23 protein-coding genes are annotated in these 24350 nt (G+C 64.2%); 15 read left to right on the forward strand and 8 right to left on the reverse strand.

Going from position 1 to position 24350, the window contains the following annotated elements; translation table 11 throughout:
- Positions 1 to 7: 7 nt before the first annotated feature.
- The gene (gene nirD / locus AC3ANQ_RS16325) at positions 8 to 379 is read right to left on the reverse strand and encodes a nitrite reductase small subunit NirD (protein WP_488302001.1); all 372 of its coding nucleotides are present in this window, start codon (positions 377 to 379) and stop codon (positions 8 to 10) included.
- A gap of 289 nt (positions 380 to 668) precedes the next feature.
- On the opposite strand from nirD, the gene nirB reads away from it, so the two are divergent.
- The 3 genes from nirB to AC3ANQ_RS16340 are packed head-to-tail and all read left to right on the forward strand — an operon-like array spanning position 669 to position 5531.
- Positions 669 to 3320 (forward strand): nitrite reductase large subunit NirB, encoded by a 2652-nt coding sequence (nirB, locus tag AC3ANQ_RS16330; RefSeq protein WP_488302002.1) that lies wholly within the window; start codon positions 669 to 671, stop codon positions 3318 to 3320.
- A gap of 5 nt (positions 3321 to 3325) precedes the next feature.
- The gene (gene cobA / locus AC3ANQ_RS16335; RefSeq protein WP_488305349.1) at positions 3326 to 4360 is read left to right on the forward strand and encodes a uroporphyrinogen-III C-methyltransferase; all 1035 of its coding nucleotides are present in this window, start codon (positions 3326 to 3328) and stop codon (positions 4358 to 4360) included.
- 10 nt (positions 4361 to 4370) lie between these two features.
- Positions 4371 to 5531, forward strand: coding sequence for a uroporphyrinogen-III synthase (locus tag AC3ANQ_RS16340; protein ID WP_488302003.1), 1161 nt, complete (start codon positions 4371 to 4373; stop codon positions 5529 to 5531).
- Here AC3ANQ_RS16340 and AC3ANQ_RS16345 read toward each other — a convergent pair.
- A complete protein-coding gene (locus tag AC3ANQ_RS16345) occupies positions 5528 to 5695 on the reverse strand; it encodes a hypothetical protein (RefSeq protein WP_488305408.1) in 168 nt (55 codons plus the stop codon). The two genes, AC3ANQ_RS16340 and AC3ANQ_RS16345, sit on opposite strands and share 4 nt — an antisense overlap.
- A gap of 35 nt (positions 5696 to 5730) precedes the next feature.
- Here AC3ANQ_RS16345 and AC3ANQ_RS16350 point away from each other — a divergent pair, with 35 nt between their 5' ends.
- The 4 genes from AC3ANQ_RS16350 to AC3ANQ_RS16365 all read left to right on the forward strand — a co-directional run bounded on the left by AC3ANQ_RS16350 (position 5731) and on the right by AC3ANQ_RS16365 (position 8881).
- A complete protein-coding gene (locus AC3ANQ_RS16350) occupies positions 5731 to 6678 on the forward strand; it encodes an acetoacetate decarboxylase family protein (protein WP_488302004.1) in 948 nt (315 codons plus the stop codon).
- 175 nt (positions 6679 to 6853) lie between these two features.
- Positions 6854 to 7747 carry an FAD-dependent oxidoreductase gene (locus AC3ANQ_RS16355; RefSeq protein WP_488302005.1) on the forward strand — a complete coding sequence of 298 codons (894 nt, stop codon included), beginning with the start codon at positions 6854 to 6856 and terminating at the stop codon, positions 7745 to 7747.
- A gap of 134 nt (positions 7748 to 7881) precedes the next feature.
- Positions 7882 to 8586 carry a deoxyribose-phosphate aldolase gene (gene deoC / locus AC3ANQ_RS16360; RefSeq protein ID WP_488302006.1) on the forward strand — a complete coding sequence of 235 codons (705 nt, stop codon included), beginning with the start codon at positions 7882 to 7884 and terminating at the stop codon, positions 8584 to 8586.
- Between the two features lie 70 nt (positions 8587 to 8656).
- Positions 8657 to 8881 carry a hypothetical protein gene (locus AC3ANQ_RS16365; RefSeq protein ID WP_488302007.1) on the forward strand — a complete coding sequence of 75 codons (225 nt, stop codon included), beginning with the start codon at positions 8657 to 8659 and terminating at the stop codon, positions 8879 to 8881.
- A gap of 150 nt (positions 8882 to 9031) precedes the next feature.
- On the opposite strand, the gene AC3ANQ_RS16370 is transcribed toward AC3ANQ_RS16365, so the two are convergent.
- Positions 9032 to 10264, reverse strand: coding sequence for a multidrug effflux MFS transporter (locus AC3ANQ_RS16370; protein WP_488302008.1), 1233 nt, complete (start codon positions 10262 to 10264; stop codon positions 9032 to 9034).
- 160 nt (positions 10265 to 10424) lie between these two features.
- Here AC3ANQ_RS16370 and AC3ANQ_RS16375 point away from each other — a divergent pair, with 160 nt between their 5' ends.
- The 5 genes from AC3ANQ_RS16375 (at position 10425) to AC3ANQ_RS16395 (ending at position 15000) form a co-directional block, all read left to right on the forward strand.
- Positions 10425 to 11324, forward strand: coding sequence for a helix-turn-helix transcriptional regulator (locus AC3ANQ_RS16375; RefSeq protein WP_488302009.1), 900 nt, complete (start codon positions 10425 to 10427; stop codon positions 11322 to 11324).
- A gap of 228 nt (positions 11325 to 11552) precedes the next feature.
- Positions 11553 to 12041 (forward strand): hypothetical protein, encoded by a 489-nt coding sequence (locus AC3ANQ_RS16380; RefSeq protein WP_488302010.1) that lies wholly within the window; start codon positions 11553 to 11555, stop codon positions 12039 to 12041.
- Between the two features lie 85 nt (positions 12042 to 12126).
- Positions 12127 to 12972, forward strand: coding sequence for a COG1470 family protein (locus AC3ANQ_RS16385; protein WP_488302011.1), 846 nt, complete (start codon positions 12127 to 12129; stop codon positions 12970 to 12972).
- Between the two features lie 16 nt (positions 12973 to 12988).
- Positions 12989 to 13498, forward strand: a complete 510-nt coding sequence (locus AC3ANQ_RS16390) for a hypothetical protein (protein WP_488302012.1) — start codon at positions 12989 to 12991, stop codon at positions 13496 to 13498.
- A gap of 53 nt (positions 13499 to 13551) precedes the next feature.
- A complete protein-coding gene (locus AC3ANQ_RS16395) occupies positions 13552 to 15000 on the forward strand; it encodes an OmpL47-type beta-barrel domain-containing protein (protein WP_488302013.1) in 1449 nt (482 codons plus the stop codon).
- A 9-nt stretch (positions 15001 to 15009) separates the two neighbouring features.
- On the opposite strand, the gene AC3ANQ_RS16400 is transcribed toward AC3ANQ_RS16395, so the two are convergent.
- On the reverse strand, positions 15010 to 15816 hold the full coding sequence (locus tag AC3ANQ_RS16400; RefSeq protein ID WP_488302014.1) for a metal-dependent hydrolase: 807 nt from the start codon (positions 15814 to 15816) through the stop codon (positions 15010 to 15012).
- 4 nt (positions 15817 to 15820) lie between these two features.
- On the reverse strand, positions 15821 to 19525 hold the full coding sequence (gene mfd, locus AC3ANQ_RS16405; protein ID WP_488302015.1) for a transcription-repair coupling factor: 3705 nt from the start codon (positions 19523 to 19525) through the stop codon (positions 15821 to 15823).
- A gap of 145 nt (positions 19526 to 19670) precedes the next feature.
- On the opposite strand from mfd, the gene AC3ANQ_RS16410 reads away from it, so the two are divergent.
- The 3 genes from AC3ANQ_RS16410 (at position 19671) to nhaA (ending at position 21883) form a co-directional block, all read left to right on the forward strand.
- Complete coding sequence (locus tag AC3ANQ_RS16410; protein WP_268023660.1) at positions 19671 to 20168, forward strand: DUF2505 domain-containing protein; 498 nt, start codon at positions 19671 to 19673, stop codon at positions 20166 to 20168.
- Between the two features lies 1 nt (position 20169).
- Complete coding sequence (locus AC3ANQ_RS16415) at positions 20170 to 20391, forward strand: SCO4848 family membrane protein (protein WP_488302016.1); 222 nt, start codon at positions 20170 to 20172, stop codon at positions 20389 to 20391.
- 172 nt (positions 20392 to 20563) lie between these two features.
- Positions 20564 to 21883 carry a Na+/H+ antiporter NhaA gene (gene nhaA / locus AC3ANQ_RS16420; RefSeq protein WP_488302017.1) on the forward strand — a complete coding sequence of 440 codons (1320 nt, stop codon included), beginning with the start codon at positions 20564 to 20566 and terminating at the stop codon, positions 21881 to 21883.
- Between the two features lie 391 nt (positions 21884 to 22274).
- On the opposite strand, the gene AC3ANQ_RS16425 is transcribed toward nhaA, so the two are convergent.
- The 3 genes from AC3ANQ_RS16425 to AC3ANQ_RS16435 form a co-directional block, all read right to left on the reverse strand.
- A complete protein-coding gene (locus tag AC3ANQ_RS16425; RefSeq protein WP_488302018.1) occupies positions 22275 to 22412 on the reverse strand; it encodes a hypothetical protein in 138 nt (45 codons plus the stop codon).
- Between the two features lie 69 nt (positions 22413 to 22481).
- Positions 22482 to 22979 carry a Fe-S cluster assembly sulfur transfer protein SufU gene (sufU, locus tag AC3ANQ_RS16430; RefSeq protein ID WP_488302019.1) on the reverse strand — a complete coding sequence of 166 codons (498 nt, stop codon included), beginning with the start codon at positions 22977 to 22979 and terminating at the stop codon, positions 22482 to 22484.
- The gene (locus tag AC3ANQ_RS16435) at positions 22976 to 24310 is read right to left on the reverse strand and encodes a SufS family cysteine desulfurase (protein WP_488302020.1); all 1335 of its coding nucleotides are present in this window, start codon (positions 24308 to 24310) and stop codon (positions 22976 to 22978) included. The genes sufU and AC3ANQ_RS16435 overlap by 4 nt, the downstream gene beginning before the upstream one ends.
- Between the last annotated feature and the right edge of the window lie 40 nt (positions 24311 to 24350).

Genomic DNA, 24350 nt, shown 5'->3' on the forward strand with positions numbered 1-24350 from the left:
GCTAAGCCTAGACCTCGACTTCGATGAAGCCGTCAACCATGCGGGTCTTGAAAGCCGGAAGCCGGAGCTCGGGGTTGGAATAGCATTCGCCGGTCTGAAGATCGTAGACCTCCTTGTGCAACGGCGAGGCGATGGTGGGACGACTGCCCCGGGAACCGGTGATGCCGCGGGCCATGACGTTTGCCAAGGTCGCAGGGTCCTGCTGGGCAACTGCGTACACCTTTTCGGCGTCGATGCGGAAGAGCGCCACCTGCACACCGTCAATCAGGGCTGCCTCGCCCCAGGCCACCTCAAGCTCGTCCAACGGGCATACGCGGTGCCAGCCGGACGCCGCCGGCGCGCTCATCAGTTGTTCTTCCCGTTCCAGAATGACGGTCATGTCAACCCCTTTCACTGTGCCAGCGGCGGGACGAATGTTGTCCCGGCCTTTGTCCTTGCCTTCAGGCGTGGCCGACTAGCAGCCACACTCTCAAGGTAGGCGGGGAGTGTTTCACCGGAATGCAGCCAATGTGTCCGCTGCGTAAAAGAGACCTCACACTCAACGACATCCAATCGTGACCCAGAAGTTAAGACCACGAAACAAAAGGGAAACTGAGGCGAAACTGCCCGTCCGTAGTCTGAAGTGACAAGTTGCGGAGCACTTCTGCGGCGTATGCGAAAGGCCACCAGTGACCGGACACACTTCCAACCCAGAAAACCTGCGCCGTATTGTTGTCGCCGGTGGAGGCCCAGCGGCCCACCGTTTTGCCGACGCCATGCACACCCGCGGTCTTGAGGGTTGGCAGGTCACGGTCCTGACCGAGGAAGCCCACCTCCCGTACGACCGCGTCACGCTGAGCAAGGCCCTCACCGATGTGGACTATGACCTCACCTTGGGCGACATGTCCATGTGGGAGCACGAATCCATCTCCCTGCGCACCGGCGAGCGAGTGGTCAAGATCAACGCCGAAGCCAAGTCGGTGGAAACCGCGGCCGGCAACAGCTACCCCTACGACCACCTGGTAGTTGCCACCGGCTCGGACGCGGCACAACTCCCCTTCCCCGGCGGCGAGCTCGCCCATGTCTACCGCACCCTGGACGACGTCTGGGCCATCAACAAGGCCATTGCCGAACTCACGGAGAAGCTCGGCCGCACTGTCCGGACCGTGACCATCGGTGGCGGGCTCCTTGGCTTGGAAGCAGCGGCCGGCACCATGGAGCTCGGAGCACAAGCCACCGTCATCAACGGTTCACGCTGGCTAATGAACGCCCAGCTGGATGAAGGCGCAGGCCAGGCATTGGGCCGGCTCGTCACTGCCAAGGGGCTTGAAGTTCTTACGGGAACCTATCCCGCCGAAGTATTGTCCGACGACGACGGCCAGGTCACCGGTGTCCTCATGAAGGACGGCCGTATCGTCCCGGCTGACATGGTCATCGCGTCCATCGGCATCCGTCCCCGCGACGAGCTGTTCCGCGCCGGCGAGGATCCCGCTAACGGCAGCGAACCGCTTTTCGAACTGGGCAAGAAGGGTGGCGTGGTCATCAACGACCACTGTGCCACTCCAGTCCCCGGCATTTGGGCGATCGGTGAGGTGGCGAACTTCGACGGCATGTGCCTGGGGCTCGTGGCGCCGGCGAACACGATGGCCGAGATCGTGGCCGACCGGCTGCACGGCGGGCAGGCGACTTTCCCCGGCTTCGACACGGCCACCAAGCTCAAGCTCTCCGGCGTGGACGTGGCCAGCTTCGGCGACGCGTTCGCCAGGACCGAACACTCCCTGGAAATCGTGTACGCGGACCCGGCCCGGGGCGTGTACCAGAAGATCGTCACCACCGACGACGCCAAGACCCTGCTCGGCGGCATCTTCGTCGGCGACGCCACCCCCTACATGAGCCTGCGCCCCATGCTCGGCCGCGAACTGCCCGCCGAACCCGGCGCCTACCTCACCGCCGCCGGCGGCGGGGAAGCCCCCGAAACCGAACTGCCCGACGACGCGATCCTGTGCTCGTGCAACAACGTGCCCGCCGGGTCCATCCGGGACGCCATCAACGGCTGCGGCACCTGCGAGGGCAACGCCCCCGTCCAGGAACTCGGCGAACTGAAGACCTGCTCCCGGGCCGGCACCCAGTGCGGTTCCTGCGTGCCCATGCTCAAGAAGCTCCTCGAAGGGGAACTGAAGAAGTCCGGCATCGAGGTCTCCAAGGCCCTCTGCGAGCACTTCAGCCTCTCCCGCCAGGAACTCTTCGACGCCATCCGGGTCCTGGAACTGACCTCCTTCGAGGACATCCTGGCCAAATACGGCACCGGCGCGGGCTGCGACATCTGCAAACCCACCATCGCCTCCATCCTGGCCTCCCAGAACAGCGAATACGTCCTCGGCGCGGGCCGGGGCACCCTGCAGGACACCAACGACCGCGCCCTGGCCAACATGCAAAAAGACGGCACCTACTCCGTGGTCCCCCGCATCGCCGGCGGCGAAATCACCCCCAAGGGCCTGGGCGTCATTGCCCGCGTCGCCGAGAAATACGGCCTGTACACGAAGATCACGGGCGGGCAGCGCATCGACATGTTCGGCGCCCGCCTCGAGCAGCTCCCGGACATCTGGAAGGAACTGGTCGAGGCCGGCTTCGAGTCGGGCCAGGCGTACGGCAAGAGCCTGCGCACCGTGAAATCCTGCGTCGGCTCCACCTGGTGCCGCTTCGGCGTCCAGGACTCCGTGGCCATGGCCATCAACCTCGAACTGCGCTACCGGGGCCTGCGCAGTCCGCACAAACTCAAAATGGGCGTCTCCGGCTGCGCCCGCGAATGCGCCGAAGCCCGCGGCAAAGACGTCGGCGTGATCGCTACCGACAAGGGCTGGAACCTGTACGTTGGCGGCAACGGCGGCTTCCAGCCCGCCCACGCCCAGCTCCTGGCCCAGGACCTGGACGACGACACGCTGATCAAATACATCGACCGCTACCTCATGTACTACATCCGCACCGCGGACCGTCTCCAGCGCACCGCGCGCTGGCAGGAAGAACTCGACGGCGGCCTCCAACACATCCAGGACGTCATCATTCACGACTCCCTCGGCATCGCCGAAGACCTCGAAGCCGCCATCGCCCGGCACATCGACACCTACCAGGACGAATGGGCCGAAACCCTCAAAGACCCCGAACGGCTGCGCCGCTTCCGCTCCTTTGTCAACGCCCCCGACCAGAAAGACGAAGCCATCACCTTCGTCCCCGAACGCGGCCAGATCCGCCCCGCCACGAACGAGGAAAAGGGCGGCGTCCTCATTTCTTCAGCAAGCATCCCCGTCCGCTCCGGCAATGAATCCGCAGGTGAAGGGAAATGACAACCATGCAGCTCACCATTGATCCCACCGGCCGCGACGTGCTGGTCACCGGTTCGGCCCACGCCGCCCGGCAAGCCGTCCGCCGTTACGAAGCCGCCGGCGCCGTCGTCTACCGTCTCAGCACGCCGGACGGTGCCGAAGGTGACGGCCCGCTGCCGGAGCGCCCGTTCCTCGTCGCAGCCGTCGACGACGGCGAGCCCGGTTGGGAGCCGCTGCTCGCGCGTTGCCGGGAAGCCGGGATCCCCGTCGCCATCGAACCGGCCGCCGGGGAGCCTGGCCATGTCACGCTGGTCGGCGGCGGTCCCGGCGCCATGGACCTGCTCACCGTCGGCGCGGTCAACGCGCTGCGGGACGCCGACGTCGTTTTCTATGACCGTCTGGCCCCCTACCAGGAACTGGTGCGCCTTACTTCTGCGGAACTGGTGGACGTCGGCAAGCGCCCCGGCCATCACAAAGTGGCCCAGTGCGACATCGAGAAGCTCATGGTCGAGGCCGCCTTGGCAGGCAAGAACGTTGTCCGGCTCAAGGGCGGTGACCCCTACGTGTTCGGCCGCGGCGGCGAAGAAGTCGCCGCGTGCACCCAGGCAGGCGTCCCCGTCCGCGTCATCTCCGGTGTCACGAGCGCCATCTCGGTCCCCGCGGCCGCGGGCATTCCCGTCACGCACCGCGAGGTCAGCCACATGTTCACCGTGGTCTCCGGCCACGCCCCGTTGACCGAGAAGGAACATACCCATCTGGCCGGCCTCGGCGGGACCATCGTGGTGCTGATGGGCATCGGGACCCTGCCGCAACTGGCTGCCGGCCTGCGCCGGGCGGGAATGGATGCCGGAATGCCCGTGGCCGTCGTCGAGCGCGGCTACCGCCCCGGCCAGCGCACCACCATCGCCGAACTCGGCACCATCGAATCCGCAGCCTCCCGCTGCAGCAACCCGGCCGTCCTGGTCATCGGCGAGGTGGTCCGGGTGGCCGAAGCCAACCGCAATCATGCCGAAGCCTCCGCAGAGTTGAGCCGGCTCGCGGCTTCGCTCCTTGAAGCCTGAAGGAAACCCTATGACCACTCTGAACGCCCTTGATTCCGTTGATGCAGGCTCGCCGCTGGCCACCCCTGGACCAAACGACGATGCGCCACTGGACGGTTTCCGCATCGGAGTGACTTCCCACCGGCGGTCGCGCGACCTGATCGAGGCCCTCGAACGGCGCGGTGCCTCAGTGCTGCATGCCCCCGCATTGAAGATCGCACCGGTCCAGGAAGACATCACGCTCATCGAGGACACGAAGAAGATCATCGCGGCCAAGCCCGATATCTGCATCGCCACCACTGCCTACGGAATGCGGCGCTGGTGCGAGGCCGCGGACTCTTTCGGCATCGGCGAGCAGCTTCTCGATGTCTTGGCGGCCTGCCGCATGTTCGTGCGGGGACCGAAAGCCCGCGGTGCCGTCCGCGCGGCCGGCCTTGCCGACGTCGGAATCAGCAGTGACGAAACCACCGCCACACTGGTGGACATGCTCCTCCAGGAAGGCGTCCGGGGAAAGACCGTCGCCGTGCAATTGCACGGCTACACCGACGTCCGCCAGCTTGAGCGCCTCCGCATGTCCGGCGCGACGGTCCTCACCGTCACGCCGTACCGCTGGGTGAAGCCCGACGGCGAAGACAAGCTGCCGCGCCTGATCGAAGCCGTCTGCAGTGGAGACTTGGACGTGCTCACCTTCACGAGCGCGCCAGCAGTGGACGCCATGTGGAGCACGGCCCACGAAATGGGCCTGTACCGCCAGCTGATCGAGGCCCTCAAAACCCAGGTGACCGTTGCCGCCGTCGGCCCCGTCACTGCACAACCGCTGATCGACGCCGGGCTGTCCCCCCTCATCCCGGACCGCTACCGTATGGGTGCCCTTATCCGGCTCGTAACGGAGCATCTGGCCCTGAACCATGTGCGCCGGCTCGATACTCCTGCGGGGCATATTGAGCTGCGTGGCCGCTGCTTGAGGATCGATGGTTCCGTGGTGGAACTCGCTCCGGCTCCACTGCTGCTGCTGCGAGCCCTCATGGGGGCAGGCGGTGCCGTGCTGTCCCGCGATGCACTGTCCGACCTTTTGGAATTGCGCGGCTCGGTCCACGCCCTGGACATGACAGTGAGCCGCTTGCGGTCCTCCCTGCCGGACGGAACGCTCGTGGAAACCGTGGTGAAACGGGGCTACCGGCTCCGCGTCTAGGTCTGGTTCTTGCGCACCAGGTAGATGGCACCGGTGGTGACGTCTTCCTCGAGTGCCTCCAGGGTGCGGCCGCGGGTTTCGGGGACCTGCTTGACGACGAAGACCAGGCCCAGCGCCCCGACGACGGCGAATTCATGGACAGATTCCCGGCCCGGTGGGAACATGGCCGTACATTCGCTCTTGGTCCGGAGGAACGGCCATGAAAAACTTCGCACAGTTGCACGCGTCGATGCACAGGTCCCTCCGCAGATTGCTCCCCTCCCCGGTCCCACGCCGCCAGATCAAACTCAGCGGCCGGTACGCCAAAGTGGACGGCATCAATCACGTCATGCCGCTCAATTCGAACGACTCCCCCATGCTGATGGCGGCGTTTCCCATCAACAAACGCGCCGCCGCTGGACTGCTCCCAGGCAATGAAATGCGACCCTTCAGCCTCGGCGGCAAAGGCCTGCTTACAGTCATCGTGGTCAACCACACGTCCACGGACATCGGCAAAAACATCGAATATTCCCTGGCCATTGCCATCACCCACGGCAGCCGGCCCGTCCCGCCGCTTCTGCCGCTCATCTTCCAGAAATCGTTCAGGCTTGGCCAGTTTGTGGTGGACCTGCCCGTCAGCACCGAAATCTCGGTCAAGGGCGGCAAGGGAATCTGGGGCATGCCCAAGCACCAGGCCAACCTAGACTTCGTAGTCACGGACGCAACCGTCTCGGCCCAGTACGATCAGGACGGAATGCTGGGCTGCTTCATCGAAATCAAACAGCCTTCTCCGGTTGGGCTCCCGGTGAGGCTCGCGGTCGCCAACTACTGCGCCTTCCGTGGAATGCTCTGGAAGTCGGACACCTATGTCGAGGGCACGGCGAACGTCGCCTACGGCAGGCAGGCCAAGGCGCGGCTCGTCCTGGGCGACGCTCCCGGCGTCGCGCCCTTGAAAACCCTCCGCGTGGGACCCAAGCCCGTGTTCACCGCGTGGCTATCCGAAGCTCATAGCCTCCTGGACGACCACGTCGAAGCGTGGTTCCTCACGGCATCCACAGAAGCAGGTGCGGCCGCCCTCCGCGGCGAAGGCACGATGGACGGCGTAGTTGGGCTTGGCCAGAGTCAGGAGTGGTTGGCGCCTCCGGAACGCTCCCGCACGGCGCACTAGCCGCGCCGGGTTGATGCCCCGCCGGCCGCATGTGACCCAGCTCATTACCGGTGGGTAACCATCAGGGAACAGGAGCCTGCGAAATGGCAACAACGGGGAAACACCGCCGAAAAACCCAACGCCTAGGCTGGGCACAGGCACGTACCCAGAGGTTAATCCAGCGAAGGGACCCACCATGTCCATCACCCCGTCCGCAGGCTCCGTCCACCTCGTCATCGCAGGAGCCGGGCCCGCAGCCCAAGCCCTCGTTCGTCGGCTGGCGGGGGTCAGCGCAGCTTCGCAGCAGCCTGGAACCGCAGCCTTCCACGGCACCATCACCGTTCTGAGCAACCGCGACGATTGTTCCGATGCGCTCCTGGAGCTAGCTGCGCTCCCCCAGGTTTCCGTTCGCTTCGGCCAGGCGGCAAGTTTCATTGACGCCCAGGCACGCACAGTGACCACCACCGAGGGCATGGAGTTCCCGTACGACCAATTGGTTATCGCCACCGGCTCTGCCCCGATGTTTCCGCCGGTCGAGGGCGCTGCACGTGGCTTGAGCTACTCCACCATCGACGATGCTGAGCAGATCGGCACCGCGGTCAACGACATTACCCGGGTCCTGGGCCGTCGCCCCCTGGGAATCCTGGTGGGCACTGGACCTGCGGCCGGCCAGGCCGAGGCTGTGCTTCGGGCCCGCGGCGTCCGGCCAGTCCGCACCACCCTGCGCCCCGCGTCCGTCATGCCTTCCGTGGCCGGTTCGGTGTTCCCGGCCACCGGGATCGTCTTCGAAGACGGAAGCAGCATGAACGGCGATCTTGTGGTGCTCGCTGAGGAACGGCTCCCCCGCAACGAGCTCGCCGAAAGTGCCGGCCTGCAAACAGCTCCCGACGGCGGCATCGGGGTGGGGCGCGACTTCACCACTTCCGTGCCAGGCATCTGGGCGATCGGCGACGCCGCCTCCTGGGACGGCATGCGCTTGGGGCTCGTCTTGTCTTCCGATGCGGCAGCGGCCCGCTGCGCCGCCCGGCTTGAAGAAGACGCCAGCTTCCGCGCTCCGAGGGCCGGACGGACCGCCGTCGCCGCTGCCTGAGACGGCCCGGCACTCGGCATCCCCCCGGTTTCGGGGCAGCCTCCACGGCGGTCGAGCAGTGTGGCAAGATGGTCATTTGACGAGCCGCGACCCTTGCGGCACGAAGCCACCGGGCCCGCCACGGAAGGACCTCCATGAGCAACGAAGCCTCTACTGCACTGGACAATAGTGCAAGCATCGCTTCATACATCGACCACACTCTTCTCAAGCCGGAGGCCAGCGAGGCCGAGGTGCGCCAGCTCTGTGCGGAGGCAGCCGAGTACAAGTTCAAATCGGTGTGCGTCAATCCGATTTGGGTCAAGACCGTCACGAAGGCACTCAAGGGTTCCGGCGTGCTCACCTGCTCGGTGGTTGGTTTCCCGCTGGGTGCTACTCCCAGCGACGTCAAGGCTTTTGAAGCCCGTGGTGCTGTGCTGGACGGTGCGGATGAAATCGACATGGTGATCAACATCGCCGCAGCCCGGGCCGGGGACAAGGGCGCATTGGTGGATGACGTCACAGCGGTGGCGGAGGCGGTCCACGCAGGCGGGGCCATCCTGAAGGTCATCATCGAGACCGCGCTGCTGAATGACGAGCAGAAGGTCCTGGCTTGCGAGGCTTCCGTGGAGGCCGGGGCAGACTTCGTCAAGACATCAACCGGCTTCAACGGTGGCGGCGCCACGGTTGAAGACGTTGCGCTCATGCGCAAGACAGTTGGCCCTGACCTCGGCGTCAAGGCCTCCGGTGGAGTGCGTTCCCTGGCTGATGCACAGGCTATGATTGCTGCTGGTGCAACACGTATCGGTGCGAGCTCCGGGATTGCCATCGTCAAGGGTGAACAAGGTTCATCCGCGTACTGAATTTCCCCAGTACAGAATAGCCCCGCAGCCGCCAAAGTTTTTGAGCCCCGCAGGGGCCGAGGAGGAAAGTATGTCCCAGAACGCCAGCAAGCTCGTCGAAAAAGAGAACAACCTGGGCCAGAGCATTTTGATCTTCGCGGTCATCATGGTCCTGTTCCTCGGCGCACTGTATTCGCTGTCCTTCCTGACGCTTAGCAACCCGTGGCCCATGGCTGTGTGCCTCGGCCTCTTTGCCCTCGCGTTCTGGATTCCACAAACAATCCTCGGCCGCTCCAACTCGGCCGGCGAAAGCTAAGACTTAACCGCAAATGCTGTGGCCCTGGACCTGGTCCGGGGCCACAGCAATTTAAGTGTGGTTCCACCACTTTTGACCTCCTTTCAACGCGAACGACGGCGACTCGCCCCGAAAAAGGGCGTGTCGCCGTCGTTGTCGCACCAAAGAAGGTCAGAAGTGGTGATTGAGACGGTTCACTGCGCGCCTGCTGATCAATCCGATGCAAAGCGCAGCCGCTGCAGCCGAAACGAAGGCGACGACGCCGAAGGGAACCGGATTGTTGGCACCCGCGATGCCGACCAAGGGTGCAGCGAGGCCACCGAAAGCGAACCGAGCCAGACCAAGGAGCGAGGACGCCGTGCCTGCCAAGTCAGGGTAGTCCTTCAGTGCGAGCGACGTTGCCGGCGGGCTGGTCACGGCCACTCCGCTGACCATGGTGAAAAGGGACAGGACGATAGCGATCAAAGGCAGGTGCAGGAGTGCAGTGGCAAGGAGGCCGAGGGCGCCGGAGAGAGTCATGAACAGGCCCAGGACGAGGGTTGCCTTCTCAGACCAACGTTCAGCCAGGAGTCCGGCCATGAACCCAAAGACCATGAAGCCCAGGGAGTTCAGGCCGAAGGCGAGCGAGTAGCCCTGCGGGGAGAGCCCGTACATGCCTTGGAGGATGTAGGTTGCCCCGCTCAAGTAGGCAAAAATCGCTGAGTACGTGAAGCCTGTGATCAGAACGGCCCCAACGAACACCCGGTCCGCAAGGAGCCGGCGGAAGTCCCTGACCGTGTGGGAAAGACCTCCTGTGATGCGCCGGCTCCCCGGCAAGGTCTCCCGGAAAACGGCCAAGCAGGCCACAAGGATGGCAAGACCGATGGCTGCGAGGAACAGGAAGACACCCCGCCAGTCTGTGACTGCAGCGAGTTGGCCGCCAATCACTGGGCCGACAATCGCGGCCAGTCCTCCGAGCACCGTGAGGCGTCCGTAGTAGCGGAGCAGCTTACCGGCCGAATAGACATCCCGGCCAGCGGCTTGGGCAATCACGATGCCCACGGCGCCCGCCAGGCCCTGGACGAACCTCGCGGCGACGAGTGTTTCTACGGTCGGGGCGAGCGCACACAGGGCCGATGTCGCTGTGTAGGCGATTACTCCAATCAGCAGCGGCACTCGGCGTCCGAAACGGTCCGAAAGAGGCCCTGCGATTACTTGGCCTATGGCGAGGCCAAGAAGGCAAGCGGTGATTGTCAGCTGGGCCACCGACGTCGTGCTTTGAAGTTCGGCCGTGAGGGCTGGAAGGACAGGCAGGTACAGGTCCATGGAAATCGGACCGAAGATGGTGAGCAAGCCGAGCACCGCCGCGAGCGGACGGCCGACGATCTGTTCGCGCTCGGGCATCTGAGTGTGGATGGCAGTCACGCTGACTCCATTCTGGTGGTCAGGGCCCGGCCCAGGATTGTGGGCGGGCCTATGGTTCACTTTCAATGGAAGCGAAGGAATCCATCCCTAGCGAGAGCTCTGCTTATCCGGGTTCTGGCAGTACCTCCCTACGGCGCAAAGCCCGGTGTAGCGTGAATGAGTGGACAACAGGATGGCAGTGCGAGAATTCCTCGCCTCTCGGCGCGCCAAAATCACTCCCCAAATGGCCGGGCTCACGTTCATAGGGAGTCGACGCCGGGTCCCCGGCCTGCGCCGTGAAGAGGTCGCAATGCTCGCGGGGGTCAGCGTGGACTACTACACGAAGCTTGAGCGCGGGAACCTGGCCGGTACCTCCGAAAGCGTCCTCGAATCGATAGCCAGGGCATTGAAGCTTGACGACGCCGAGCGGGACCACCTCTACAACCTTGCCCGTGCCGCCAGCACTTCCGGCCAGGCTCGACGGCGCCCCCTCCAAAGCGGGACCGTCCGCCCGACTCTCCAATTCATGCTGGACTCCATCACCACGTCTCCGGCCTTCATCGGCAACGGCCACATGGACATCGTCGCGGCCAACCAACTCGGCTTTGCGCTTTATTCGGAGATGTACCGAGAACCTGCAAGGCCCGCCAATCATTCGCGGTTCATTTTCCTCGACCCCCGGGCCAGGGGGTTTTACCCCAATTGGGAGCTGGCAGCCGATACCAACGTGGCAATCCTGCGCACGCAGACCGGACGCAATCCTTTCGACAAACGTTTAGCAGACCTCGTCGGAGAATTGTCCATGCGCAGCGAAGAATTCCGAACCCGCTGGGCCGCCCACAACGTCCGGCGCCACTACGCCGGGACCAAGTATTTCCACCACCCGGTGGTAGGCGACCTCGAACTCGCCTACGAATCCATGGACCTCGCGGAAGACCCTGGCTTCAAACTTACGGTCTACCCGGCAGTACCTGGATCCCCGTCCGATGAACGCCTCCGCTTGCTTGCCAGCTGGGCCGCGACCGAGAGAATCCAGGATCTCGCCGGTACAACCCAGCCATTTGGCGTCCACCAGCCTTGAACGAGCAGACGGGCCCCATTGGCGATTTCCCACAGACGGATCGCAATCCAAGTAGTACCACTCGTTTTTGTTGGGAAAAACGGGTAGCACCACTCGTTGTTAGTTAAAGACTGCCCATGCCAGCATTTGGTCATCAAATGAATGGGCAGTCCAAGCAGGATTGGTATTTCCGAATTCCTTGCCGCCGTCGCCTGTTCCGGGGAATACCAATTAACAAGGAGTCTCACCATGCGTAAATTGAGCAAAAAAGGAAAAGTCTACGCGGCAGCAGCAACAGTTGCCCTCGTAGCGGCAAGCGGCGGAGCAGCCTTCGCCTACTGGACCAACACCGGTAGCGGTGTCGGCTCCGGAGCAACAGGTACAAACACCACGATCACGGTCTCGCAGACCAGCGTCGTCACCGGTCTGCAGCCGGGCGGCCTATCTCAGACCTTGAGCGGCACGTTCACCAACCCCAACACCAGCCCGGTTTATGTTGCCGACGTGACGGCGAGCATCGCGAGCGTGACCCAGGCCACCGGTGCAGTCGGGGCCTGCGACGCGAGCGACTTCACGCTCTTCCCAACCAACGGGGTAATGACCGTCGGCCACGAAGTGGCCAGCGGTCCGAGTGTGGGCAGCTGGGGCGGTGCGACGATCGCGTTCAACGACAAGATCGGCACCAACCAGGACGGCTGCAAGGGCGCCACTGTCAACCTCGCCTACGCCAGCCACTAGTCACAAAGCTGGTGGGCCCGCAACGGCCCACCGGCTTGTGCTGTCCCAAGAGAAACCATCTAGAACAAACCCAGAGGAGGAACCGGTGCCCCGCATTCCGGAGCTATTCCGATCGCCGATCCGCACCGTTCGCACGGGAGCCAAAATGCTCCTGGCAGGCCTCCTTTTGGTGATCCTCACGTCGGGCGTCGTGCTTGCCGCCGGTACTAATGGCAACGGCAACCAAAACGCTGCAAAAGGCATCACGCTGCAGCTTGCACCCACCAGCAGGTCCGTCACACAGGGGACCTCGGCAAGCTACAACGTCGTGGTCAAGCCTTCGGGCGGGTTTTCCGGGAATGTTTCGCTGTCAGTCTCGGGGCTGCCGGCAGGTGCCACGGCAACGTTTTCGCCCGCAAGCGTCGCCGTCGGGCCCGGGTCATCGCCAGCGACCCTCGACGTGTCCACTACTTCCGCCACACCTCTTGGGACCTACTCCCTAAGCCTCAAGGGCAACAGCGGGACGCTGCAGTCCGCCGTCGTCGTCGTTTCCTTGACCGTGACCGCAGGGCAGCACCAACCGTTCACCATCTCGGGCGGCCCCACCGGGCTTCTGGCACCGGGCAACGCCGTGTCGATTAATCTTCAATTGGCGAACCCGGGTAATTCCAGCCTCAATATAACGGGCCTTACCGTTTCCATCACGGGGGTCACCCGGACCGCGCAGGCTGTGGCGAATAACCGGCCATGCAATCCTTCGGACTATGCAGTGACACAATTCAGCGGCAGCTATCCGATCTCTGCCCCGCCAGGCAATTCCTCGCTCTCGACCGGCGGGATCCCGGCGGCTCGGTGGCCACAAATAAGAATGCTGGACACCTCGCTCAACCAGGACGGGTGCAAAGGCGCAACCCTCCAGCTTTCGTACTCCGGAACGGGACAGGGCAACTGAAATGCGGGCAGCTGACATGAAAGCGAACAGGTGGATGAAGGCCGGCACCTTGGCAACAGCCAAAGCGGCCGTGACGGCTGCCATGCTGAGCCTGGTCCTGGGAGTCGGATCGGCCTACGCCTATTGGTCTACCGTCGGGATCGGCAGCGGCTCGGCCGCCAGCGGCACCATGCAGACCGTGACCGTGGATGCCTTGGTGGCGGGTGACAGTCCCGCAACCACCCTCGTCCCGGGAGGTACCGCGGAAGTCATCGTGCGGGCGAGCAATCCAAATGCCTTCACGGTGCAGGTGTACAGCTTCATCGCCAACGCAGCCGCTACCGCGGATTCATCCCACCCGCTGTGCACCACCACGGGCGTAACGTTCAACGCCCCGGCCGCGCCTCTGACGCCAACGGTGTCCATCCCGGCAAATTCCTCCGTTCTGATCACCCTGCCCGCAGCTGCGTCAATGTCGACGGCTTCGCAATCCAGCTGCCAAGGCGCTGTATTCCACCTTCCAGTGACGATGGCGGTCCGCAAATGAACAAGCCCAAGCACTCTGCAGGCCGCGGATACAGGCATACACTCCGCCGTCGCGTGACGTGGACGCTACTGGCAGCGCTCTTCATCTCCTGGGGCGGCCCGGCGGCCAATGCCTTTTGGCAGTCGTTGAGCAGCAGCAATTTCGGCGCGGCCAAAGCAGACACCATGCCGCAGGGCGGCGCTCCGGTGGCCTCTCTGAACGGTGCAAATGCCACGGTCAACTGGGCGGCCGTAGCCACACCGGGCGGACACGCAGTAGCGGGCTACACCGTGGCCCGCTACTCGTCGCCCTCCGGCGGTACCAATATCGCCGCTGGAGGAGGCTGCGCAGGAACGGTTTCCGGCCTCAGCTGCGTGGAACAAAACCTGCCCGGCGGAACGTGGTACTACACAGTCACACCAGTCATCTCTTTGTGGACAGGTGCGGAGAGTGCGCGAAGCGCAGGCGTAACCATTGATACGACTCCGCCCACCGTCGGCGTGACTTCAATTTCCCCGGCGCCGAACGGCGCGGGCTGGAACAACTCCAGCCCGGTGACTGTGAACCTTAGTGCAGTGGACAACCCCGGCGGCTCGGGAGTCGCGTCCATCAAGTACACGGTCGACGGCGGCAGCACGGTGACCGTCAACGCAGCCACAGCCGCCGTGAGTGTCACCGGCAACGGCACCCACACCGTGTCCTTCTTCGCCACGGACGTCGCAGGGAATTCCAGCACTCCGCAGTCTCAAACGGTCAAGATCGACACCACTGCCCCGGTGGTGGGAGTCGCCTCAATCTCGCCAACGCCAAACTCCCTCGGCTACAACAGGACCAGCCCGGTGACAGTAAACCTCAGTGCGACGGACGTCGGCGGTTCGGGCGTCGCATCCATTAGCTACAAAGTGGACAGCCTCAGCCAGGTCACCGTCGCTGGCGCAACCGCCTCCGTGAACGTGACTGGGGAGGCAACCCACAGCATTTCCTACTTCGCTACCGATGCGGCCGGCAACTCCAGCAACAGCCAAATGCAGGCCATAACCATCGACACCACTGCGCCAACTGTCAGCTCCGTCACCATGGCCAACGGCGGCACCGCAAAGAAAGCCGACGCGGGAGACACGCTCACCATCGTCTTTTCGACAGACATGGACGCACACACTCTCTGCAGCGGCTGGGACTCCTCGTCCCCCAGCCAGACCGCCGGGGGGACCGCTAGCATCGGCACCGACGAAGTCCTGAGATTCACCAGCACCACCTGCGCGGAACCGTCATTCGGCAGCGTGGCCCTTGTGGGCGGCTACAACACAAGCAGCACGTCGCCCCTGAACTTCACAACGTCCACCATGACCTGGACCCAATCCACCGGGACACTGGTCATCACCCTCGGCGGGAGCGGTACAGGCGGCACAGCGGGAACGAACATCCAACCGAAGACGCCGACTTACAGCCCGGCGACAGGCGCTGCGGACAAAGCAGGCAACCCGATCGGTACCATCACCTCCGGGGGCGCATCGAAGTTCTGAGATCCACCGTCAACCGCCCAGGCCCAGCAAAAGGGCCTGGGCGGCTGGCCACTGGTTCCGCACCAGCGTCCAGGCCGCCAAGGCAAGGCCGACCATGGCGTAGCCGCTCACCGGAATCAGGACCAGCCACTCCCGCCGCGAACCGGCCTTGCCAAGCAGCGGGATGGAGAATGCGCCATTGGCCCGCCAGATCCCGCTGACCAAGGGCAGCTTGCGCCAGAACTTCGGCGGCTTGATGACAATCGGCCACAGCAGCGGCACTCCCCCGGTGGTGATCATGTCACCCACAATGTGGACCACGACGCCGGTCAGCATGGACAAAGGCAGCCAGCTCCACTGATGCGGAGCGAACCACGTGACCAGTCCGGCCATGGCTAGGGCGAAAACCCAGTTGGCGATCCAGCCGGTATTCGGGAACAGCTTGAGGGCCTTGGCCGCCAGGTTGATCATGAACATGCACAACAGCCCCGCGCCCACCGATAACCGGCCCACGGGGGTGTCCAGCTGGAACTGGGCAGCCATCGCCGCGAGCACCACAAAGGCCGAAGCGCCCAAAAGTGAATGGGTTCCCTGCCGGTGCCCTCCGCTGGCCTTCTCAATCCCGACGGCGATCACGTTGGACAGCGGCGGCAGCGAGTGGGCTATGGTGCTCGCGCGGTGGTCCCAATCGCACACCAAGGCAGTCCCCGCCGTCGTCATCGCTCCAATGAGGATTCCGGTGGCGTCCAAGGGGTACCAGCCCAAAGCGTACGGGCCGGTTGACGCAATAGCTATCCACGCCGCGGCCCCGGACGCGGCGTGGTGTCCTCCCATCATCGCCTTAGCCTGCGGTCTGCGAAGCGGTCGAAGCCGCGAAGATAGCTTCGATCACGGTGTTGGCCCACTCCAGGATCTCGGCGTCCTGCAGGTCGCGGCCACCGATCCTCGCCGTCTTGGGCTTCGGGATCAGCACGGCGTCGAGGGCCGGCTTGGTCTGCGAGCCCGGGTACATGCGGTTCAGGCGCATGACTTTGGACTCGGGTAGCTGGGCGGGCGAGAAGCGGATGAAGTTGCCCTGGAGCGCGACGTCGGACAACCCGGCTTCGCGGGCCCCCACCCGGAAGCGGGCGACGGCGATCAAGTTCTTCGCGGGCAGAGGCGGCTCACCGTAACGGTCCACGAGTTCCGCCAGGACCTCGTCGATGGCCTCGTTCGTGATGGCCGCGGCGAGTTTCCGATAGGCCTCGAGGCGCAGGCGTTCGCCCGGCACGTAGTCGTGCGGCAAATGAGCGTTGACGGGCAACTCGATCTTCATATCGGCGGCCTTCTCTTCGGCCTCCCCACGGTATTCGGCCACGGCTTCACCGACAAGGCGGATGTAGAGGTCGAAGCCAACGCCTTGGATGTGGCCGGATTGTTCCCCACCCAGCAGGTTGCCGGCGCCGCGGATTTCGAGGTCCTTCATGGCCAACTGCATGCCTGCGCCGAGCTCGTTGTGGGATGCGACGGCTTTGAGCCGTTCGAGGGCCACCTCGCCCAAGGGCTTCTCCGATGGGTACAGGAAATAGGCGTAGGCCCGTTCGCGGCCACGGCCCACGCGGCCACGCAACTGGTGGAGCTGGGAGAGGCCATACTTGTCCGCACCGTCCACAATCAAGGTGTTGGCGTTGGAAATATCCAAGCCGGTTTCGATGATCGTGGTGCAGACCAGGACGTCGAAGCGCTTCTCCCAGAAGTCCACGATGATCTTTTCCAGGCGGCTCTCGGACATTTGTCCGTGCGCCACTTCCACCCGGGCCTCCGGGACGAGTTCCCGGATCTGTGCCGCGATGCGCTCAATCGAGGACACGCGGTTGTGGACGAAGAACACCTGGCCTTCGCGCATGAGTTCACGCCGGATCGCCGCCGAGGTCTGCTTATTGGTGAACGGCCCCACGTACGTCAACACGGGGTGCCGCTCCTCCGGCGGAGTTGCCAGCGTGGACGTTTCGCGGATGCCTGTCAGCGACATCTCGAGCGTCCGCGGGATCGGCGTCGCACTCATGGCAAGGACGTCCACGTTGGTGCGCATCTTCTTGAGGGCTTCCTTGTGCTCCACCCCGAAGCGCTGCTCCTCGTCGACGATCACCAAGCCAAGGTCCTTGAACTCGAAGTCCTTGGACAGCAGGCGGTGCGTGCCGATGACCACATCCACGGAGCCGTTCTTGACCCCCTCTATGGTTTCCTTGGCTTCCTTCGCACCTTGGAACCGGGACAGCGGCTTGACGCGCAGGGGGAATCCGGAGAAGCGCTCGGTGAACGTTTCATAGTGTTGCTGGGCGAGCAGCGTGGTGGGAACCAGGACTGCCACCTGCTTGCCGTCCTGTACGGCCTTGAACGCGGCGCGGACGGCGATCTCGGTCTTTCCGTACCCGACATCGCCCGAGACCAGGCGGTCCATCGGGATCTCCCGTTCCATATCGGCCTTGACCTCGTTGATGGTGGTCAACTGGTCCGGCGTCTCCACGTACGGGAAAGCTTCCTCCAGCTCCCGCTGCCACGGGGTGTCCGGCGCGAAGGCGTGTCCGCGGGACGCCATGCGTGCCGAGTAGAGCCGGATGAGCTCGCCCGCGATTTCTTTGACGGCTTTGCGGGCCTTGGACTTGGTGCTCGCCCAGTCCGCCCCGCCCATCTTGCTCAACGACGGCGTGTCCCCGCCAACGTAGCGGGTCACCTGGTCCAGCTGGTCCGTCGGAACGAAAAGCCGGTCGCCGGGGGCGCCGCGCTTGGACGCCGCGTATTCAAGCACGAGGTACTCGCGAAGGCCGGCGTCTCCCCCGGAGGGACCAGCAGAGGAGCCCGCCACCTTGCGCTGGATCAGCTCCACGAACTTCCCGATTCCGTGCTGTTCATGGACCACGAAGTCGCCGGCGTGCAACTGAAGGGGATCAACGGCGTTGCGCCGTTTGGAGGGCATGCGTCGCATGTCCTTCGTAGACCCGGCCGATGTGCGGCCCAGGAGGTCCGCTTCCGTGAGCAGCCCCAGTTTGAGGCCATCCAGGACAAAACCGCGTCCGACGGCGGCCGTGGTCACCTCGATGATGCCGGCCTGGGGTTCGTGTGCCAGGGATTCGACGCGGGAACACGGGATGTCTGCATCATGGAACAACTCGGCCAGGCGCTGGGCTGGGCCCGGTCCGTCCGTGGCCACCACAATGCGCCACTGGTCGCGTACGTGGGAACCGATGAATTCGAGCATCTCCGCGACGTCGCCTTGGTAGCCGCGCGGTTCGCGGGCGTGCAGGTTCAGGACATCGATATCGAGAACCAACTCTTCGTCGGTCGCCAACGACGTGATGGACCACCATGAGACGCCGTGGGCCAGTGCTGCGCTCCGGGTGTCCGTCAGAGATTGGAAGCTGGCTGCGTGCAGATCGGCTGCGGCCTGCGAGGCCAGATCCAGCGGCGCGGTCCCGCCGTCGGACGCTGTGGACCATGCCGCCTCAAGGAACTCCTCGTTGGTGGCCGCGAGGTCGTGCGCGCGGGTACGGACCTTCTCCGGTTCGATGACCACACCGATCGAACCGGCCGGCAACTGGTCAACGAAAGGCACCATGGAGTCCACGAGGACGGGGGCCAGTGACTCCATGCCCTCGACGGCGATGCCGCCTGCGATCTTTTCCAGCATGTCCGCGGCTGCCGGCATGTCAGCCTTGAGCCTGGCGGCCCGGGACATGACCGACGGCGTGATGAGGATTTCCCGGCAGGGCGGGGCGTGCAGTTCGGTGGGGTGGTGCACGGCCGGACCGGAGAGCGAACGCTGGTCGGCCACTGCAAACCAGCGCATTTGGTCAACCTCGTCACCGAAGAATTCCACCCTGATCGGGTGGTCCTCGGTGGGCGGGAAAACGTCCAAAATACCGCCTCTGACGGCGAATTCACCCCGGTGGGTAACCATGTCCACGCGCGAATAGGCAGCGTCGGCAAGGCGCCGTACCACGTCGCTGAAGGGCATTTCCTGCCCTACCCTCAAGGTCACCGGGACCAGTTCTCCCAGGCCCGCCACGACCGGCTGGACCACGGCGCGGACCGGCGCCACGACCACGCGCAGGGGACCCGCCGTCGAGGTTTCCGGGTGGGCCAAGCGGCGCAGGACTGAGAGCCTGCGGCCCACCGTGTCCGAGCGGGGCGAGAGCCTTTCGTGCGGCAAGGTCTCCCAGCTCGGGAAGGCGACCACCGAATCCGCCGGAAGATAGGCCGCCAGTGCCGCGGTCAGATCCTCGGCTTCGCGGCCAGTGGCCGTCACGGCCAAAACCACCGCGCTGTCTTCAAGGCCTTGGGAGGCGAGGCCATCGGCCATCTCCGCCAGCAGCGCTGCCCTCAAGCCTGTGGGGGCGCTGATCTGGTAGTCAGAGCTGCGTTCGGTGAAGGCCCGCGAAGCCTCGGGCCTGACCCGTGCGAACGTCCGGTCCTCGCCCAGAGCGCGCCGCAATCCGTCAAGGGACGCAACAGTGCCAGGGTGGCTGATTCCGGAGTTAACCGCTGACGGTTGGCCTTTAGGGCTCATGGATGGCGCTCCTGGGATGGGGGAAGGCAACACGAAAACCCGAAATTCTCTCGAATCCCGGGGCGTTCCTAGCCTACCTCGCCCACACCGTAGGATGTTTGGGAGCCGCAAGAGCTCTCAACCGAGATATTCACGGAGGACCCCCATGGCCCTGAACGCATCCACCACCCTGCCCTACGGCGTCGACCGCGTAGCCGCTACTTTCATCGACGAAGACTTCCTGCGCCACACGAGCGAGTATGTCGGCGGCACTTTGGAATCATTCCAGATCGACGGCGATGTCGCCGGCGCCTTCACCACCATCACCGTCCGCACCCTGCCCACCACGCGCCTCCCGGAGATCGCCCGCAAGTTCGTGGGCGAGAAGCTCACCGTCACCCAGACCGAGAAGTGGGATGCCCCGACGGCCGATGGCTCCCGGACCAGCAACATCTCCCTGAAGATCTCCGGCGCCCCGCTCGATGTCACCGCGGTGCAGAACCTGGTGGCCGACGGCGGCAACACCCGCGTCGAGCTCGAAGGTGCCGTCACGTCGTCGGTTCCGTTCCTCGGCGGCAAGATCGCCGAAGCGGCCGAACCGATGGTTGGCAAGGCCTTGAACATCCAGTCCCAGCAGGCCCAGGCCTGGCTCGAAAGCCACTAGCGTGAAGCTGGCAGCTGGCCTGTCCATTGTGCTGATCGTCGCGGGGGCATGGTCCCTGATCGTTTGGCCGCAGTTCCTGCGCCGCGTCACGGCAGACTCGCGTGCCCGCGACGCCAATGGGAAAGCCACGAAGTTCCTCACCGTCCACGTCGTGCTGGTCACCATCTCCATGGTGCTCGGACTCGCGACGGCCGTCATCGGAGTAGCGGGCCTGCTCGCCTAACGTCCCTTCCGAGCCCAACTAGCTCGCATTTGTTGTCGTTATGAGGGCTTTTAACGACAACAAATGCGAGCTAGCTGGGGGCCTCGGCTAAAATGGAGTTCAGGTGCGCCGGGAAGTCTGGTCGGCAACAGTTTTGTCGACCCCAAGCTTCCCAACCTCCACAGGAGCCACCATGGCGAATCGCCCGCACCCTGGCGCCCGTCCCAGGGTTTTCAGCCGCTCCAGCTTCCCCGAATACCAACGAATCCTGGCCATCCTTCGCACCGAAACCGTTGGTGGTGCGCTCCTGCTCGCCGCCACAGTGGCCGCCCTCGTCTGGGCCAATTCACCCCTTGCCGATGGCTACTTCGCCCTGCGCGATGTCAACATCGGCTACGCCCCATGGCATCTGGAACTGAGCCTGGGACACTGGGCGTCCGACGGGCTCCTGGCCGTGTTCTTCTTCATCGCCGGGCTGGAGCTGAAGCGCGAATTCGTGGCCGGGGAATTGCGAAGGCCTGCAAAAGCGATCGTCCCGGTAGCGGCGGCAGTGGGCGGCGTGGCCCTTCCCGCGCTCATTTACGTGGTCCTCAATCTCGGTTCGGGCGCGGAAACGCTCAAGGGCTGGGCCATCCCCACGGCCACGGACATCGCCTTCGCCTTGGCCGTGCTTGCCGTCATCAATACGCATCTGCCAGCGGCCTTGAGAACCTTCTTGCTGACGCTGGCCGTGGTGGACGACTTGATCGCCATCGGTATCATCGCGTTCTTCTACTCGAGCGGCCTCGAGCCCCTCATGCTGCTGGCCGCCGCCGTGCCGCTTGCCCTCTTTGCCTTCCTCGTGAACAAGCCAGTCCAGAAACGCGTCCGCAGGTGGTACCTGCTGCTCCCCCTTGCCGCGGCCACTTGGGCCCTGGTCCATGCCTCGGGCATCCACGCCACCGTGGCCGGGGTCCTGCTGGCCTTCACCGTACCCGTGGGGGCCTCAGGCAGGGAGGGCGAGCCCGCGGCCGGACTCGCGGAAACCTTCGAACACCGGCTGCGTCCCTTGTCGGCGGGCTTTGCGGTGCCTGTGTTCGCCTTCTTTTCTGCCGGTGTGGCACTGGGCGGCGGCGAGGGACTGGGCGCTGCCTTGCGCGATCCGGTGGCGGTGGGCATCGTGCTCGCCCTCGTGGTGGGCAAGACGGCGGGCGTCTTCGGCACCACATTCCTCATCACCAAGACCACCCGCGCGCGCCTTGACGACGGCCTCGCGTGGATCGACGTCGCAGGGCTGGCCACGCTGGCGGGTGTCGGCTTTACCGTTTCCCTCCTGATCGCCGAACTCGGCTTCGGTACCGGTTCCCCGCACGACGACCACGCGAAAGTGGCCATCCTGGCCGGTTCCCTCGCCGCTGCGGTGCTTGCCGCCGTCGTGCTCAAAGCCCGTAACCGGCACTATCGCCACGTGGCGCGGGAGGAGCAGGCGGACGACGACGGCGACGGCGTGCCAGACGTCTTTACCCGCGCCTAGGGCACCCGGTCCGAATACGAGTAGCCGATATTTCAAATGGAGTAATGAGGCTTCCAAGTAGGGTGCTTGGCACGCTATTTGAGCGGTATCGGCAGGAATACCTTGCTGATATGGACGCGAATAGTATGGAACGAGTGTGGCATGGGGCCCACAGGAAAGCCCAAGAGAAGAACTGGTCATTGATCTTTGTTTGGGCGATTCTCGGTCTCATGTCGATTTCGGTGCTCATCGCAGCGGTACCCAAATGATGCGATGACTAGGCCAACGGTACAAAAAAGCTCGGGCCGGTTTTCACGGGTCCGAGCTTTTCTTTGTCTTCCACATTTCCAATATTGTGCGGCCGTGCCCAGCCGCCATCGCCGCAGCTTGACTGCGTTATGGCCTTCGACCTCTAACGCATCACGCCCATGAAGGCGGCAAGAATCGTCACCGCGACGAGGGCGAGCAATAATCCCACAACCACAAATTCCGCCCTGCGGACCCGATGCTGGCTCCGGCGCCATTCGCGCCTGCTCTCCAAGGTGATCATGGTTCGAGGCTAAATCCGGGCCAAGAGTCCAAAATAGAGTGGACGCTACTCGACCTGGGCCCGGCCGCGCTAGAGAATCGGGGACACCCCTTGGCCGGCCTCAGCCTGGCGTAGCGCGTCTTCCGCTGCCACCCACGCAAGCATGGCGCACTTTACCCGGGCCGGATACTTGGCAACCCCGGCCAGCGCGGCAGCATCCTGTAGGAGTTCCTCATCTGCTTCCAGCTTGCCGCGCGAGCGCATCAATTCGCGAAAATGATCGATGGTCCGTCGAAGGGACGCCGGGGACATCCCTGGTGCCATTTCACTGAGTATGGACGCTGACGCCATCGAAATGGCACAGCCATCGCCATTCCAGTGGATTTCAGTGACGCTCTGTCCGTCTCCGGCAGCACCGACACTGAGCCGCAGGGTGATTTCGTCCCCGCAGATGGGATTGAGCTGGTGACTCTGCCCCGTGCCGGCCGTACCCATCGGGGCGGCCGGCAGTTCAGCCAAGTCTCCCCCGCTGCGGGTCTTGGAGTGCTCCAGGATCAGCTGTTGGTACAAGGAGTCCAGACCACTCATGACTTGACTCCAGGCGCCGCTACTCCGAAGTATGGCCGAATCCCGGCAACCGCCCCAACCAGCAGGTCCACTTCCTCGGATGTGGTGTACAGGTAGGTACTGGCCCTGGTGGAGGCAGTCAGGCCCAGCCTGCGGTGCAGGGGCTGCGCACAATGGTGGCCGACCCGGACCGCGATGCCCAGATTATCGAGGTACTGCCCGACATCGTGGGCGTGCACTCCTGCGACGTCGAAGGCGGCAAGCCCGGTCCGTTCTTCTCCTGGCCCGGGTCCCAGCACGCGCACGCCGTCGATGGCGCTGAGGCCCGTGACAAGCCTTTGGCCAAGCTCCGCCTCACGAAGGGCCACCCGCTGCATCCCTGTTTCAGTCAGGTAGTTCACTGCCGCGGCCAGGGCCACAGCCTGCGAAATGGGCTGCGTTCCGGCCTCGAAACGCTGGGGTGCGGGCAAGTACTGGGCTTGTTCCATCGTCACCGTGGTGATCATGGAACCACCGGTCAGGAACGGTGGCATCGCGTTGAGCAGTTCGCCGCGGCCGTAGATCGCGCCGATTCCTGTAGGTCCAAGCATTTTGTGGCCGGAAAATACGGCGAAGTCAACGTCCAAGGCCTTGAAATCCAAGGGGAGGTGCGGCGCGGACTGGCAGGCGTCCAGGACCACCAGGGCACCCACTTCCCGGGCCATCCGGACCAATACGTCCACCGGGTTGATGTTGCCGAGTACGTTGGAAGTGTGGGTGAAGGCCAGGATCCTGGTGCGCGCGGTAACTAGGCGCGATGCTTCCTCAAGCCGCAGCGCACCGGCGTCGTCAATGGGAATGTACTTGAGGGTGGCGCCGGTCCGCCGGCACAGTTCCTGCCATGGGATCAGGTTGGCGTGGTGTTCCATTTCGGTGACAAGCACTTCGTCGCCAGGCTTGAGGGCAAAGCGGCCGGCCTCCGCACCTGACCGGCCCACGCTGGCGTTCGAAAACGAATAGGCCAGTAGGTTCAGCCCAGCGGTGGCGTTAGCCGTCCAGATCAGTTCATCATCCTGCACGCCCACAAAACGTGCCACGGTAGCCCGTGCGTCTTCGAAAGAGTCCGTTGCTTCGACGGCGAGGTGATGGGCACCCCGATGGACAGCGGAGTTTCGCTGCTCATAGAATTCCTGCTCCGCCTCCAGCACACTTCGAGGATTCTGCGAGGTGGCACCCGAATCCAGATAGACCAGCGGCTTGCCATTGATTTCCTGCTCAAGGACAGGGAAATCATTGCGGATGCGACGGACTTCATCGTCATCGAGTGCTGAAACCTGGGCATCTCCCCACGCGGGGGTGGAAACCATCGTCAAAACCGGTGCTCCTTGTTAGGAATACGTGGCAATCGCCAGC

The sequence above is a fragment of the Arthrobacter sp. DMZ02-1R genome (assembly GCF_057747935.1).

Coding starts and splice junctions, on each gene's coding strand:
- cobA (WP_488305349.1), top strand. CDS start 3,326: ATGCAGCTCACCATTGATCCCACCGGCCGCGACGTGCTGGTCACCGGT.
- AC3ANQ_RS16390 (WP_488302012.1), top strand. CDS start 12,989: ATGAAAGCGAACAGGTGGATGAAGGCCGGCACCTTGGCAACAGCCAAA.
- nhaA (WP_488302017.1), top strand. CDS start 20,564: ATGGCGAATCGCCCGCACCCTGGCGCCCGTCCCAGGGTTTTCAGCCGC.
- AC3ANQ_RS16345 (WP_488305408.1), bottom strand. CDS start 5,695: ATGTTCCCACCGGGCCGGGAATCTGTCCATGAATTCGCCGTCGTCGGG.
- nirD (WP_488302001.1), bottom strand. CDS start 379: ATGACCGTCATTCTGGAACGGGAAGAACAACTGATGAGCGCGCCGGCG.
- AC3ANQ_RS16350 (WP_488302004.1), top strand. CDS start 5,731: ATGAAAAACTTCGCACAGTTGCACGCGTCGATGCACAGGTCCCTCCGC.
- AC3ANQ_RS16380 (WP_488302010.1), top strand. CDS start 11,553: ATGCGTAAATTGAGCAAAAAAGGAAAAGTCTACGCGGCAGCAGCAACA.
- AC3ANQ_RS16340 (WP_488302003.1), top strand. CDS start 4,371: ATGACCACTCTGAACGCCCTTGATTCCGTTGATGCAGGCTCGCCGCTG.
- AC3ANQ_RS16400 (WP_488302014.1), bottom strand. CDS start 15,816: ATGATGGGAGGACACCACGCCGCGTCCGGGGCCGCGGCGTGGATAGCT.
- mfd (WP_488302015.1), bottom strand. CDS start 19,525: ATGAGCCCTAAAGGCCAACCGTCAGCGGTTAACTCCGGAATCAGCCAC.
- sufU (WP_488302019.1), bottom strand. CDS start 22,979: ATGAGTGGTCTGGACTCCTTGTACCAACAGCTGATCCTGGAGCACTCC.
- AC3ANQ_RS16425 (WP_488302018.1), bottom strand. CDS start 22,412: ATGATCACCTTGGAGAGCAGGCGCGAATGGCGCCGGAGCCAGCATCGG.
- AC3ANQ_RS16365 (WP_488302007.1), top strand. CDS start 8,657: ATGTCCCAGAACGCCAGCAAGCTCGTCGAAAAAGAGAACAACCTGGGC.
- deoC (WP_488302006.1), top strand. CDS start 7,882: ATGAGCAACGAAGCCTCTACTGCACTGGACAATAGTGCAAGCATCGCT.
- AC3ANQ_RS16410 (WP_268023660.1), top strand. CDS start 19,671: ATGGCCCTGAACGCATCCACCACCCTGCCCTACGGCGTCGACCGCGTA.
- AC3ANQ_RS16355 (WP_488302005.1), top strand. CDS start 6,854: ATGTCCATCACCCCGTCCGCAGGCTCCGTCCACCTCGTCATCGCAGGA.